We start from the raw sequence: 13,947 nt of genomic DNA, 5'->3' as shown, positions 1-13,947 counted from the left end.
GAGGACGCGCAGGGGTAAGAGTACACGTCCCCGCCCGCCAGGTGAAATCAGATCACCCTCTCCGCCGCGTCGCTGGTCAGAGCATCACTCGGAGCCGGTGAACCGCCAGGTCAGAGCATCACTCGGAGCCGGTGAACCGCCAGGTCAGGGCACCGCTCGCAGCCGGCGGACCTCGCTGGGCTGGACCACCTCAGGGTCTGCCTGCGCCTCGTACCAGGCCGCCAGGCGCTCGTACGGCAGCGGGCGGCTGAACAGGAAGCCCTGACCGATCTGACAGCCGATGTCCTGGAGCAGCTCCAGGGTCAGCTCACTCTCCACGCCCTCGGCGACCACGGTCAGGCCGAACTGCTGGGACAGCGTCACGATCGCGTTGACGATGGCCAGGTCTCCCGGGTCCGTCGCCATGCCCTGCACGAACGACCGGTCCACCTTGACCTCGTGCACCGGCAGCCGACGCAGGTGCGCCAGGGAGGTGTAGCCGGTGCCGAAGTCGTCGACCGACAGGCGTACGCCAAGGTCCCGCAACCGCCGCAGGGTCGGCATCGGCCGGTCGGTGCCGTCGAGTACCCCGGCCTCGGCGATTTCCAGCGTGAGCAGCTGCGGTGCCACCTGATGGTCGTCGAGCAGCTCGCGGACCAGGTCGGGAAAGTCAGGATCGCTCAACGTACGGGCGGAAAGGTTCACCGCGACCGGCAGTGGCTGCTGCCCCACGGTCCACTCCCGGCAACGCCGCAGCCCTTCGCGCAACACGAACTCGGTCAGCCGGCCGAGCTGGCCGGTGTGCTCGGCCACCGCGACGAAGTCCTCCGGCGACACCGACCCGTGGGTGGGGTGTTCCCACCTGGTCAGGCACTCCACTCCGACCAACCGACGCCCGGTCAACGTCACCTTAGGCTGGTAGTAGACCTCCAGCTGGCCGTTTTCCAGGGCGGTCCGCAGATCGCCGGCGAGGCCGAGCCGGCGTACCGATCGTGACTCCAACGCCGGGTTGAACATCTGCACGCTGTCCGACACCGTCTTCGCCGCCGAGGCCGCCAGATCGGCCCGCTGCAGCAATGTCGCCGCGTCGCTGCCGTGATCGGGGTGGACCGCGACTCCCACCACGGTGTCGACGTCGAGGGTCAGCGCGCCGAAGACCATCTTGTCGCGGATCTGCTGGCGTAGCTCGCGGGCGAGAGCGAGGGCGAGGTCCACGCTCTCCGCCCGCAGGGTGACCACGAACTCGTCGCCGCCGCTGCGGCCGACCAGTGCGGCGGACGGCGCTGAGGCGCGCAGCCGCCGGGCGACCTCCGCCAGCACCTTGTCGCCGGCGGCGTGTCCGAGCGACTCGTTTACCTGGCGAAGCCCGTCGACGTCGAAGAGCAACACGGCGACAACTTCACCCGGCGTACGGATGGCGACCGACTCGTCGAGCGCGGTGGCCAGCCTGCGCCGGTTGGCCAGGCCGGTCAGCCCGTCGTGGGCCGCGTCGTAGCGCAGCCGGTCGACCAGGCGGGAGTTCTCGACCGCGACCGCGGCGTGCACGGCGATGGCCTCCAGCAACCGGATGTCGCCGGGCACGAAGTGATGGAAGTCACCTAGTCGCCCGCTGACTTCCAGGCAACCGATCACCAGCGACCCGGCTCGCAGCGGCACCACGATCGCGTCCTTGGTGCCCCACTCCCGTAGTTGGGTCGTGAATGGTCCGTCTCCGAATTTGGTCCCTACCGCGAGCGTGCTTCCGGTCTCGAGCACCCTTTCCCGGATCTCGTGTGGGGCTCCGGTGGTGTCGACCAGTCCCCGATCGTCGGCGCGGGCCGACAACAGCACTTCGGGATAACGGCCCTGTTTGGGCAGCCAGAGGGTGGCGTACTCGGCCTGCAGCATCTCCCGCACCCGCTTCAGCAGGATGTCGGTGATGGTTCCGTCGTGCGGCGTGTCGGCGATGGCCCGGGTCAGGTCGTAGATCTCCGAAAGTGTCCGGTGCTGGCGCATCGACTGGGCATAGGCCCGATAGGCCAGCACAAAGAAGGTGACCAACGCGGCGAGCAGGATGAGCGCCCATCTGCTCTGCGCGAGCAAGATCAACACCACCAGACCGAAGGTGATGTTGATCAAGGCAACGACCAGGCCGGGAACAGTCGTGGTGGTCAGTTCCTTGGGCGAGAGCCGGCCCTGCACGAGGGTGATGGCCAGCAGGACGGAGACCAGGGTGATCAGCAGGTTGGCCACCATCGCCCCGACCAGGGCCAGCCAGGTCTGCGGATCGGCCGCGTCGAGCACCCCGACACTCGCCACGATCGCGCTGGCCACCGACGTCCCGGCGGCGATGTTCGCGATGTTGAACCAGAGCTTGACCGGTGCCGACTGTCTGCCGAGTTGAGCGGCACTCTGGAATCGACCGAGGTGCACCACCGCCGCCGCGAGAACACGGCAGATAATGAGCGTCAGCGGCGGAAGGAAGAACAGCCCCAGCAGAAAGGGAATCTCGCCGATACTCAGTGAAAACGCCTGCCGACGAACTTCGAAGATCAGCAGGGCGCTGTTGGCGGCGAGAAACAGCCCGAAGAAGAGGAAACCGGTCCACCAGTCGCCGATGGGATTCGGATGACTGATGCCGAGAGCGACAGAGATGAGGACACCGAGGAGCGCGAGTGGCGCTGTTACGAACCAGCCGCGCTCCTGGGAATGCCGTCCGATCGTCTGCGACCTAGGCACGGGAACCCTTCACTAGTCATCGATGAAGCGGCATAAATGTGCTCAGAGCCACTCAAAGTCACGAAGAGAGACAGGATCCTCACCGGAGTCGGTGATACTGGACTTAACGACCGATTGACCCGGTGCAAGCTCGTTGTCGAGTCCCGGGAACACCGCCGACCCAGCGTAGGCAGCGGTCCCTCCGGTGAGCGACACGGCAAGTCCCAGTGCGGCGACCGCGACGACCCTGCCGAGCCGGCGGCCCATCGTGTGTGCGCGCATGTGCAAACTCCTGTCGAAGAAAGGTGAAAGAGTTACGTGGAGAGGGGCAGAGTCCTGATGGTGCCACACCCGACCGCACCGGGGATAGGTTGACGCGGCCGGCCTGAACCTTCGGCACCCGCCATCCTAGCCAATCGGACGAGGACAACCTTAGACACACCTTTCCTTGGCGGCTTTCGTCCCCTCGCAGGTCAGCGGCACGACCACAGCACCCAGCCCCACTTGGCACCGGTCGACCGAAGCGCATCGACAGCCGTTGGACCCTGGGACGAAGAGCAAGGAGAGAGCGATTCCAAAGCCCGACATGCCGGATTTAATAGGAATCTAGAAAAAAACATTTTACATGCCGCTTTGAGACATACGCGGCTCGCGGCCTGATGTGGACCGGACGACGACGCCAGCATTGGCGCAGACGGTTGCCGTGCTTCGACGCTAAGCCCTCGGGCCCATCTTGCGGTGACCGTTTTGGTCACGGCTCGATGACGGTGACTACCCACAAGTTCGAAAATCGCACCCGCAGTGGCGTTTCACCGGCGAGAACGCAGTCCACGACGGCCCAGCCCAGCGAATAACGTCGCCTACCCGACTCTGCCCGGGAGCGACCCGGTCCCGGACCGCCGGGAGGCAGCGAGCCGGCACCGCTAGCCGGCGGACTGCTTCGACCCGTACGGCCAGCTCACGACCACGGCCGCCAGCATCGCGCCGGCCAGCAGCGTCGCCATGCGGGTCTCCGGCGAACTCGTGGGCGCTCGACCGGCGAGAGTCGAAGCACCCGACAGGCTCACCGAGGCCAAGACGCCGTGCCGTAGCCGGCGGGTCAGATCTCGCTTCACCGCATCATGCTAAGCACGGGTGCCGCCGGTGGAGGCCGAAACCGCGTTCCCGCCGTCCGGGAGCGGGACGACACGCCGGCCGTACGACAACAGCCCTTGACCTGTTGGTGCAGGTCAAGGGCTGTTGGTGCGCCTGGTGGCGGGTAGAGGATTCGAACCTCTGTAGCTTTCGCGACGGATTTACAGTCCGCTCCCATTGGCCGCTCGGGCAACCCGCCAGGGCGTGCCGCGACGCTGCGCGTGGCGACGCAGGCAAGGATAGCGGCATCACCGGGCGGTCCCGCAACCGGGTACGGTCAGCGGAGGTACCACAGTCCATGCCCGACAACGTCCGACACGTCGTTCAGACCCGCACCTGGTAGGAGCAACACATGGCAGCGAACCCGTCGTTCGACATCGTCAGCAAGGTCGACCGGCAGGAGATCGACAACGCCCTCCGGCAGACCGAGAAGGAGCTTTCGACCCGTTTCGACTTCCGGGGCACCGGCGCCGAGATCGCCTGGGCCGGCGAGGAGGCCGTCACCCTGCAAGCGGAGACCGAGGAGCGGGTCAAGGCCAGCCTGGAGGTCTTCAAGGAAAAGCTGGTCAAGCGGAACATCTCGCTCAAATCGCTCGACGCTGGCGACCCCCGCGCCTCCGGCAAGACCTACAAGATCGACTGCAAGGTCATCCAGGGCATCGAGTCGGACAAAGCCAAGGCGATCAGCAAGAAGATCCGCGACGAGGGACCCAAGGGCGTCCAGGCCCAGATCCAGGGCGATCAGCTCCGGGTGACCGGCAAGAAGCGCGACGACCTGCAGGCCGTGATCGCCCTGCTCAAGCAGGAGGACTTCGGGATCGCGCTGCAGTTCACCAACTACCGCTGACCACCCGGCGGCGTCGACCGGTCGGGCGGTTTCGCCGAGCACAGGACCCGTCAGGCAAGCAGCACCCGGTCGGGGTCGACCGCCGACCGGGCCTCGGCCCGGCTGAGCGGACCCGCCGGCCAGGCGGCCACCAGGGCCGCCACACCGACGGCCGCACCCGCGAACAGGAACGCCACCGCCGGTCCGCCGGCCCGGTCGACGATCACCCCGGCGACAGCACCACCGACCGCGCTGAACCCGATCGCCATGGTGGCCACCCACGTGTACGCCTCGTTCAGCATGCTGACCGGGGCGAGCCGACCGACCATGGCGTTCTCGACTGTCAACGCCGGTGCGATCACCGCGCCGCCGAGCAGCAGCGCCGTCCCGAGGGCCAGCGGGTGCGGCATCACCGCGTACACGACGAAGCTGGCCGCGACGGCGCCGAGCAGCCAGGCGAACTGCCGGGTGGCGTCAACAGCCGGCCGGCGGGTGCCGAAGAAGATTCCGCCGCTGGCGCTGCCGACCGCCCAGACGGCCAGCAGGATGCCGGCGAGGCTGCCACCGTCGTCACCGGCACCGTGCCGGGACGCGTACGCGGGTACGGCGACGCCGGCCGTACCGAAGGCGATGCCCAGCCCGGCGACGCAGAGCAGCAGCGCCGGGAAGCCCGGCACCCGCAGTGGCCCGAGTCCTCGGGCGCGTTGGCCCGCCGTGTGCGGCCGCCAGCCGCGCATCGCCTGGCCCGAGGCCACGACGACGGTGCCGGCCAGGGTCAGTACGGCGGCGGCGATCAGCGCCGCGGCGGCGTCGGCGACGACGATCGCCGCGGCCACCAGCAGTGGTCCGATGACGAAGACGACCTCGAAGATGGTCGTCTCGGCGGCCAACGCGGTGTTGCGCAGCGCCTGTCGGCCGCTGGCCCGGTCGGTCAGGTTGGTCCAGGCGCCCCGGATGGCGGCGCTCAGCGGTGGATAGCTGGCGCCGGCCAGCCCGGACACCAGGTAGAGCAGCGGGATCGGGGCCTCGGCCCGGGTGGTGAACAGCAGGGCGATCAGGGCGATCGGGTGGGCGATTCCGGTGACCAGCAGCACCGGGGTCGGGCCGAACCGGTCGGCGAGACGTCCGGCGACCGGGCTGACCGCCGCTCCGGCGACGGCGTAGATGCCGCCGGCGATGGCGGCGAGCGAGTAGCTGCCGGTGACGTCGCTGATGACCAGGAGCAGCGCGAGTGGGGTCATGCCGATGCTGAGTCGGCCGACGACGCCGGGGATCAACAGGGTCGGGCCGCCGGGGATCGCCCACACGTCGGCGTAGTTGCGTAGCCCGCGCACCGGGCCTCCTGAGTGTTGCGAGGTGGCACCGACGCTGACGTACGGGCGGTCGGCGGGCCAGCCACGGTAACGAGTGGTCGGCCTGCCGACCCTAACGCGCGACGCTTCGCACCCCCAGCCGTTTCGTCGGCTAGGGGTGCGAGTCCGGTCACAGAGCGCGGTCGGCGGGGTCCGCCGCAGGCGTACGGCCGGTGGGCGGGGCCTGCCGCAGGCGTACGGCCGGTCGGCGGTGGGCCTGCCGCAGCCGTACGGTCAGCGGCGGAGCTGGACCGGGCCGGCGGAAGCAGCCATCTGCTCCAGCCGGGCCACCCGCTGTTCCATCGGCGGGTGGGTGCCGAACAGCGCGGCGAAGCCGCCCTTGCGCAACGGGTTGTCGATCATCAGGTGAGCGGAGCTGGCCAGCTGGCCTTCGGCCGGCAGCGGCATCCGCCGCGTACCCATGTGGATCTTGCGGAGGGCGCTGGCCAGGGCGAGCGGGTCGCGGGTCAGGGCGGCGCCGGACGCGTCCGCCTGGTACTCGCGATTACGGCTGATCGCCAGCTGGATGATCGACGCCGCGAGCGGCCCGAGGATCAGCATGGCGAGCAGCGCCGCCGGGTTGGCGCCTTCGTCGTCGTCGCCACCACCGAACGGCAGGAACCAGGCCAAGTGGGCCAGCATGGTGACGATGCCGGCGAGCGACGCCGCGACGCTGGAGATCAGAATGTCGCGGTTGTAGACGTGGGACAACTCGTGTCCGATGACGCCGCGCAGCTCGCGGTAGTCGAGGATCTGCACGATCCCCTGGGTGACGCAGACGGCCGCGTTGGCCGGGTTACGGCCGGTAGCGAAGGCGTTGGGCTGCATGGTCGGGCTGACGTAGAGCCGGGGCATCGGCTGGCCGGCTTCGACCGCCAGCTCTCGGACCATCTGGTACAGCGCCGGGAACTCGGCTTCGCTGACCGGCCGGGCGCGCATCGAGCGCAGCGCGAGCTTGTCGGACCAGAAGTAGGTGCCGGCGTTCATCGCCAGCGAAACGAGTACTGCGATCATCAGGCCACCGCTGCCGCCGAACCAGTAGCCCACGCCGAGGATCATGGCGGTGAGCAGGCCGAGCAGGGCTGCCGTCTTGAGACCGTTGTGGTGGCTGTGCACGTTGACTCCTTCTCCACCGGGTCATCTGGAAGACCCCACGGCAGGTGCAACGTTCACGTACCCACGGAACATCCCGCAATAGCTGAGAGTTGACTGGGAATCAAGCCCTTGACTGCCAAATTTCTCTCAGCCAGCTACAGCGTCAAAAACCACTTGTGGTGCGAAACCCAGCACAACAGCCACAACCGTCGCAGCGGCCAACACCACGGCCACCGGCCAAGCGACCGGCCAGACCAGCGCCCCACCAGCCGGCGCGGCACCCTGCGCAGGCAGAGCTGACGGGCGGGCGTACAGCGTCACGGCCACCCGCAGGTAGTAGGCCAGGCCGACCACGGCGTTGAGCGCCACCACCAGCGCCAGCCAGCCGGCCCCGCCGACCAGCAGCGACCGGACCACCGCCACCTTGGCGAACAGCCCGGCCAGACCGGGCGGCAACCCGGCCAGCCCGATCAGCGCGAACACCAACGCGGCACCGACCCACGGCCGCCTCCGGGCCACGCCCGCGTACCCGGCGATCGTCCCGCCGTCGGCCGCCGCCGGCCGCAACGCGACCACGGCGGCGAAGGCGGCCAGCTCCAACACCACGAAAAACACGGCGTACGCGAAAACCGCCGCGACCGCCACCGCCCGCTCCTCGACGCCCCGGCCGGCCAGCCCGGCGGCCGCCGCCAACGGCACCAGGATGTAGCCGGCCTGCGCGATCGACGACCAGGCGAGCAGCCGGACCATCCGCCGCTGCCGCAGCGCCACCAGGTTGCCGACGGTCATCGTCGCCACCGCCAGCACGGCGAGCACCGGCCCGGAGGCAGCCAACTGCGGGTAGAGTCCCTCGGTCACCACGGCGACGATCGCCACGACACCGCCGAGTTTCGACGCGGTCGACAGGTACGCGGCGACCGGCACCGGTGCCCCGTCGTACGTCTTGGGTGCCCAGGCGTGCAGCGGCACCGCCGCCACCTTGAACGCCAACCCGACCAGCAGCAGCACCACGCCGACCCGGGCCAGCCGGGCCTGCCCGTCGACCGACCCGCCGACGGCGTGGGTCGCCGATTCGGCCAGGCCGCTGACGCCGGCCAGCAGGTCCAGGTGCACCGCGCCGTACGCGCCGTACAGCAGGGCCGCGCCGAGCAGCGCCACCGCCGTGGACGCCACACTGACGACGAAGAACGTCACCGCCGCCTCGGCCGCCGCGACGCGCTGCCGCTGCAGCCCGACCAGGATGTACAGCGGCAGGGTGAGGGTTTCCACCGCCACGATCAGGGTGATCAGGTCACCGGCGGCACCGAGCACCACACCACCGATCATCGAGCAGGCCAGCAGGAAGCAGTACTCCCCCGCCGGCACGGTCCCCGTACGCAGCGTCGGCACCGACAACGCCAGCACACCCGCTGTGAGCGCCGCGAACAGCACCGCGACCAGGGCGGCCCGGCTGTCGGCGACGTACGAGCAGGCGAAGCCGAGGCTGTCGTCGACGCCGGACAGCGAGCCGCAGAACGTCCGCCGCTCCGGCTGACCCATCGCGTACAGGGCCACGCCGGCGACCCCGACCGCTCCCGTCACCCCGACCGCGACGGTGACCGCCCAGCGGGCCACGAACAGATCGGCCAGCAGCACCGCGACCGCGGTGACCGCTGCCAGGTACGCCGGCAGCAGCGCCAGATGGTCGACCGGCTGGGCGGTGAGTTCGCCGATCACCGGGTCACCTCCAGCAGGATCTCCACCGGTGACTCGGCCATGCCGAGCACCAGCGCCGGCACCAGCCCGATGACCAGGGTCGCCACCACCAACGGCGTCCAGACCAGCGCCTCGGCGCGGGCGATCGGCCCGACCGGGCCTGTCGGCCCAGCCGGCCCGGCCACCGCCGTCGCTTGGACCGCCGGGCCTGGCGGCCCATGCGAGACCCGGCGCAGCATCCGCAGCAGGTACGCGGCGGTCAGTGCCGCCCCGACGGCCGCCACCGCCGCCAGGGTGATCCACAGTGGCCCGCCGCGCTGCCAGGCGGCGACGACGGCGAACGCCTCACCCCAGAAGCCGGCCAGGCCGGGCAGGCCGAGGGAGGCGATCGCGGCGAAGCCGAGCAGCCCGGCGAGCGCCGGGGACCGTTCCCGCAGTCCGCCGAGCGCGGCCAGCTCCCCGGTGTGGAAGCGGTCCTTGATCGCCCCGGCGAGGAAGAACAGCAGGCCGGTGATGACGCCGTGGGCGACGTTGCCGATCAGCGCGGCCTGGATGCCGGTGGCGCTGAGGGTGGCGATGCCGAGCAGCACGAACCCCATGTGCCCGACGCTGGAGTACGCGATGAGCCGTTTGAGTTCGGTCTGCGCCAGGCACACCAGTGCACCGACGACGATCGCGGTGACGGCGAGGGTGCCGAGCACCGGGGCGGCCCACCGGGCACCTTCCGGCGCGACGCCGACGGCGACCCGGATCAGCCCGTACGTGCCCATTTTGAGCAGCACCCCGGCGAGGATCACGCTGCCGACGGTGGGTGCCTGGCTGTGTGCGTCGGGCAGCCAGCTGTGCAGCGGCCACAGCGGGGCCTTGACCGCGAAGGCCAGCGCCAGCAGCGTGAACGCGGCGAGCTGGGTGCCGCGGGTGAGGTCGGTGCCGCCGGTGAGGACGGTCAGGTCGGCGGTGCCGGCGGCGGTCACCACGGTCACCACGCCGACCAGCAGCAGCACCGACCCGGCCAGGGTGTAGATGGCGAACTTCGTCGCCGCCCGCCGGTGCGCGCCGTCGGTCTGTCCCGTGCCACCTATCTGTACCGTGCCGTCGGCCGCTCCTTTGGTGCCGCCCCAGCCGGCGATGATCGCGTACATCGGCAGCAGCACGACCTCGAAGAAGACGAAGAACAGCACCAGGTCGAGGGCGAGGAAGGTGCCGACGATGCCGACCTCGACGACCAGCAGCAACGCGACCAACGCCCGCCCGTTGCGGCGGCCGTGCGGGACCCGCCAGACGGTGTACGCGCAACACAGCAGCGTCAGGACGGTGGTGAGCAGCACCAGCGGGTACGAGATGCCGTCGACGCCGAGGTGGAACCGCAGATCCAGGGCCGGCACCCAGGGCAGGTCAAGTTGGTGCCAGGGCAGCACCCCGGGCGGGCCGTCCAGCGGTGGCCCGTACGCGAACCAGCCGGCGCCGGCCGGTCGGGCGAGCAGCGGCAGGCTGGCCAGTACGGTCAGCGCGGCGACGGCGGTGCCGACGATCCGGCCGGCCCGGTCCCCGCCGACCGGCAGGGCCAGCGCCAGCGCGCCGAGCGCCGGCAGGATCAGCACCGCCAGCAGTGCGTACTGCCCGAGGGTCGTCGCGGTGTCGGTGTAGTCGGCGGCGATCATGAGAGCACCCCGATGATCGCCGTCGCCGAGCCCAGCAGCAGGACGCCGACCAGGACCAGGGTCACCGCACGCGGCAGCGGTGCGGCGTGCCAGCGGCCCACCGCAGCACCCAGCCCGGTCACGCCCCGGCCGGTGCCGGTCACCGCGCCGTCCACCCCGGACTCGTCGCCGACGCGGACCGCGCGGGCGAGCGCCACCACCGGGCGGACCACCACCGCGTGCTGCACCGTGTCCAGCCAGAACCCGGCCGCGAACGCCGGCCGCGCCGGGCCGAGCGCCCGGGCCGGGTCGGCGGCCGGGTCCCGCCGGTACAGCCACACCGCCGCACCGGCACCGACGGCCAGCAGCAGGATCGGCAGCAGCAGGTCGGGGCCGAGGTGGACGAGGTCGACGGCCGACTGACCGTCGACCGCCGACTCCCCGGCCGGGCCGGCGGTGAGCCAGTCGGCGACCGTCGGCACGAGCCCGACGAACCCGAGCAGCGCCGCCGGTACGGCCAGCGCCAGCACCGGCCAGCGCATCGCGGCGGGCGGGTCGTGCGGGTGCGCCCCGGCGGGCAGCCGGGACGGACCGAAGAAGGTCCGCAGCAGCAGTCGGGTGGCGTACCAGGCGGTGATGGCGACCCCGGCGAGCCCCGCCAGCCAGACCAGCCAGCCGAGCCACGACGGTGCCGGCCCGTCGCCCGGATGCCGCGCGGCTGCGGAGGCGGCGTACAGCACGCTCTCCTTGCTCCAGAAGCCGGCCAGCGGCGGCAGCCCGGCGAGCGCGCCGAGCCCGACCACGGCGGCGGCGAAGGTGACCGGCATCGGCCGACGCAGCCCACCCATCACCGACATCAGGTTGCTGCCGACGGCGTGGATCACGCAGCCGGCGACGAGGAACAACAACGCCTTGAACGCGGCGTGGGTGAGCAGGTGGAACAGGGCGGCCGGCGGCGAGCCGACGGCCAACGCGCCGGTCATGTAGCCGAGCTGGGAGACGGTCGACCAGGCCAGGACCCGTTTGATGTCGTCGGCGGCGGTGGCGGCCAACGCGCCGAGCAGCAGGGTGATCACACCGAGGACGCCGAGCACGATCAACGCGGTCGGGGCGGCGAGGAAGATCGGGTAGAGCCGGATCACCACGTACACCCCGGCGGCGACCATCGTGGCGGCGTGGATCAGCGCGGAGATCGGTGTCGGGCCGGCCATCGCGTCCGGCAGCCAGGTGTGCAGCGGGAACTGGGCGCTCTTGCCGGCCACCCCGGCGAGCAGCAGCAACGCCGCCGTGGTGACCGTCGCCGGCGGGTAGTCGTGGGCGAGCACGTCGGCGATCCGGAAGCTGCCGGCGCCGATGCCGAGCACCGCGATGCCGAGCAGGAAACCGACGTCGCCGACCCGGGTGACCAGGAACGCCTTCACCGCCGCCGCCGGGGCCTCGGGCAGCCGCCGGTCGTGGGCGATCAGCAGGTACGAGCAGGCGCCCATCACTTCCCAGCCGACCAGCAGCATGATCAGGTCACCGGCGACGACGACCAGCAGCATCGCGGCGGTGAACAGGCTCACCTGGGCGGCGTAGGCGGGGTAGCGGTCGTCGTCGGCCAGGTAGGCGGTCGAATACACCTGTACGGCGAGCGCCACCGCGCCGACCGCGACGGCGACGAGGGCGGCCGGGCCGTCCAGCCGTACGCCGAAGCTGACCAGCAGCCCGCCGAGGTCGATCCAGGTCGTCGACGCATCGACGGTGGGCGCGCCGGCGACCAGCAGAGCGACGGCCGCCGCCAACGCGACGGCGGCTCCACCGATGCCGAGTCCGGCCGCGACCCGCCGCCGGGCGGGGCTGAGCGGGTCTGGGCGCAGGCTGATCAGCAGGCCGGTGAGGGCGGCGGCGAACGGCACCGCCGGCAGCAGGTAGCCCGGCCCCGCCCCGGTCACCGGGCCACCTCCCGAGCGTCGTCGGCGTCGGCTGCCGGGGCCGCCTCGTCGGCGGCGGGGGTGTCGGCGTCGGCGTCGGTGTCGAGGGGCACCTCGTCGACGACGACGCTGCCGCGCAGCCGGAAGAGGTGCAGCACGATGGCCAGTCCGACGCCGACTTCGGCGGCGGCGATGACGATGATGAACAGGGCGAAGGTCTGACCGCTGTACGGCAGTGTGGCGCGTACCGTCGTGTCGGCGGTGACCAGGATCAGGTTGACCGCGTTGAGCATCAACTCGACCGCCATGAGCAGCAGGACGGCGTTGCGTCGGCGCAGCACGCCGTAGACGCCGAGGCCGAACAGCAGGGCCGCGACGACGTATGGGACGACCGGCCGCATCAGCGGTCCCCGCCGATGCCGGATCCGGCGCGCCCCTCGGCGTCGGGCCACGCGCTGGCGTCAGGACGCGCGTCGGTGCCGGACCGTGCTCCGACGTCGGGGCGGGACAGCACGATCGCGCCGATCAGCGCGGACAGCAGCAGCACCGACAGCACCTCGAACGGCAGCACCCAGCTGCCGAAGATCCCCGTACCGAGGCGGTCGGCGGTGCCGGCGGTCGGCAGCTCCACGCTGGACCAACGGTAGGCGTCGACGAACAGCGCGGCCAGGCCGAGCCCCGCTCCCCCGCCGATCGCGGCGGCCGGCCAGCCGGGGCGGTCCAGGTCGGTGGAGGCGCCGATCGGGGCCCGGGTCAGCATGACCGCGAACAGCAGCAGCACCACGACGGCGCCGACGTAGATCAGCACCTGCACCCAGGCGACCAGTTCGGCGGTCAGCACCAGGTAGCTGCCGGCGACCGCGCCGAGGCAGGCGACCAGGTAGAGCCCGGCGCGGACCACGTGTCGGGTGGTCACGACCAGGAATCCCGAGCCGACGGCGACCGCGCCGAGAGCGATCAGCAGCAGGTCCGCGCCGGTCACCCGGTCGCCCCGCCGGTCGGACCGGCCGTACCGCGACGGGTCGGGCGCTCGGGGGCGGTGCCGGCGGCCTTGCGGGCGGCGGCGGTCTCCTCCTTGGCCGGTTCGCCGTTCGGGTCGTGCGCCGGTGGCGGCGGTACGGTGGCCAGCCACTCCCCGAGGTGGTCCTTGTCGTGCAGCAGGTCCTTGATGTCGTACTCGGCGTATTCGAACTCGGGCGACCAGTAGAGCGCGTCGAACGGGCACACCTCGATGCAGATCCCGCAGTACATGCAGAGCGAGAAGTCGATGTCGAAGCGGTCCAGGACGTTGCGCTGCCGCGCCCGCGCCGCCCCCGGCACCGACACCTCCTCCTTGTGCGAGTCGATGTAGATGCACCAGTCGGGACACTCGCGGGCGCAGAGCATGCAGACCGTGCAGTTCTCCTCCAGCAGGGCGATCACCCCACGGGTACGCGGCGGCAGCTCCGGGGCGACGTCCGGATATTGCTGGGTGTGGGTCGGGCTGACCATCGTCTTGAACGTGGTCGCCAGCCCTTTCAACAGCCCTTCGCCGTGGCCGTTGCCGTGCACGTGCTCCTTGTCGCTCATCCTGATCGCCCGCCGTGTCCGTCCATGTGCCTCATCCTGCCGAATCC

The 13,947-nt window shown here is 70.9% G+C and carries 12 protein-coding genes and 1 tRNA gene; 1 reads left to right on the top strand and 12 read right to left on the bottom strand.

The window, feature by feature from the left end; translation table 11 throughout:
• Positions 1-144: 144 nt before the first annotated feature.
• The 4 genes from O7632_RS05895 to O7632_RS05880 form a co-directional block, all read right to left on the bottom strand.
• Positions 145-2,697 (bottom strand): sensor domain-containing phosphodiesterase, encoded by a 2,553-nt coding sequence (locus O7632_RS05895; protein ID WP_278112059.1) that lies wholly within the window; start codon positions 2,695-2,697, stop codon positions 145-147.
• Between the two features lie 42 nt (positions 2,698-2,739).
• The gene (locus tag O7632_RS05890; protein WP_278112058.1) at positions 2,740-2,958 is read right to left on the bottom strand and encodes a hypothetical protein; all 219 of its coding nucleotides are present in this window, start codon (positions 2,956-2,958) and stop codon (positions 2,740-2,742) included.
• Between the two features lie 641 nt (positions 2,959-3,599).
• Positions 3,600-3,791 (bottom strand): hypothetical protein, encoded by a 192-nt coding sequence (locus O7632_RS05885; RefSeq protein WP_278112057.1) that lies wholly within the window; start codon positions 3,789-3,791, stop codon positions 3,600-3,602.
• Between the two features lie 134 nt (positions 3,792-3,925).
• Positions 3,926-4,009 (bottom strand) — tRNA-Tyr (locus O7632_RS05880).
• 153 nt (positions 4,010-4,162) lie between these two features.
• On the opposite strand from O7632_RS05880, the gene O7632_RS05875 reads away from it, so the two are divergent.
• A complete protein-coding gene (locus O7632_RS05875) occupies positions 4,163-4,657 on the top strand; it encodes a YajQ family cyclic di-GMP-binding protein (RefSeq protein ID WP_278112055.1) in 495 nt (164 codons plus the stop codon).
• 50 nt (positions 4,658-4,707) lie between these two features.
• Here O7632_RS05875 and O7632_RS05870 read toward each other — a convergent pair whose 3' ends face one another.
• From O7632_RS05870 to O7632_RS05835, 8 genes are all read right to left on the bottom strand, one after another.
• The gene (locus O7632_RS05870; protein ID WP_278112054.1) at positions 4,708-5,970 is read right to left on the bottom strand and encodes an MFS transporter; all 1,263 of its coding nucleotides are present in this window, start codon (positions 5,968-5,970) and stop codon (positions 4,708-4,710) included.
• A 252-nt stretch (positions 5,971-6,222) separates the two neighbouring features.
• Positions 6,223-7,104 carry a zinc metalloprotease HtpX gene (htpX, locus tag O7632_RS05865; protein ID WP_278112052.1) on the bottom strand — a complete coding sequence of 294 codons (882 nt, stop codon included), beginning with the start codon at positions 7,102-7,104 and terminating at the stop codon, positions 6,223-6,225.
• 126 nt (positions 7,105-7,230) lie between these two features.
• The gene (locus tag O7632_RS05860; RefSeq protein ID WP_278112051.1) at positions 7,231-8,799 is read right to left on the bottom strand and encodes a proton-conducting transporter membrane subunit; all 1,569 of its coding nucleotides are present in this window, start codon (positions 8,797-8,799) and stop codon (positions 7,231-7,233) included.
• The gene (locus O7632_RS05855; protein ID WP_278112049.1) at positions 8,796-10,439 is read right to left on the bottom strand and encodes an NADH-quinone oxidoreductase subunit M; all 1,644 of its coding nucleotides are present in this window, start codon (positions 10,437-10,439) and stop codon (positions 8,796-8,798) included. The genes O7632_RS05860 and O7632_RS05855 overlap by 4 nt, the downstream gene beginning before the upstream one ends.
• Complete coding sequence (locus O7632_RS05850; RefSeq protein ID WP_278112047.1) at positions 10,436-12,352, bottom strand: NADH-quinone oxidoreductase subunit L; 1,917 nt, start codon at positions 12,350-12,352, stop codon at positions 10,436-10,438. The genes O7632_RS05855 and O7632_RS05850 overlap by 4 nt, the downstream gene beginning before the upstream one ends.
• Positions 12,349-12,732 (bottom strand): NADH-quinone oxidoreductase subunit NuoK, encoded by a 384-nt coding sequence (gene nuoK, locus O7632_RS05845; protein WP_278112046.1) that lies wholly within the window; start codon positions 12,730-12,732, stop codon positions 12,349-12,351. The genes O7632_RS05850 and nuoK overlap by 4 nt, the downstream gene beginning before the upstream one ends.
• Positions 12,732-13,313, bottom strand: coding sequence for an NADH-quinone oxidoreductase subunit J (locus O7632_RS05840; protein ID WP_278112044.1), 582 nt, complete (start codon positions 13,311-13,313; stop codon positions 12,732-12,734). The genes nuoK and O7632_RS05840 overlap by 1 nt, the downstream gene beginning before the upstream one ends.
• Positions 13,310-13,900 carry an NADH-quinone oxidoreductase subunit I gene (locus O7632_RS05835; protein ID WP_278112042.1) on the bottom strand — a complete coding sequence of 197 codons (591 nt, stop codon included), beginning with the start codon at positions 13,898-13,900 and terminating at the stop codon, positions 13,310-13,312. Before O7632_RS05835 ends, O7632_RS05840 begins: the two co-directional genes overlap by 4 nt.
• Positions 13,901-13,947 lie beyond the last annotated feature (47 nt).

Source organism: Solwaraspora sp. WMMD406 (assembly GCF_029626025.1).
Lineage (GTDB): Bacteria > Actinomycetota > Actinomycetes > Mycobacteriales > Micromonosporaceae > Micromonospora_E.
This window is presented reverse-complemented; position numbering and strand designations above follow the sequence as displayed.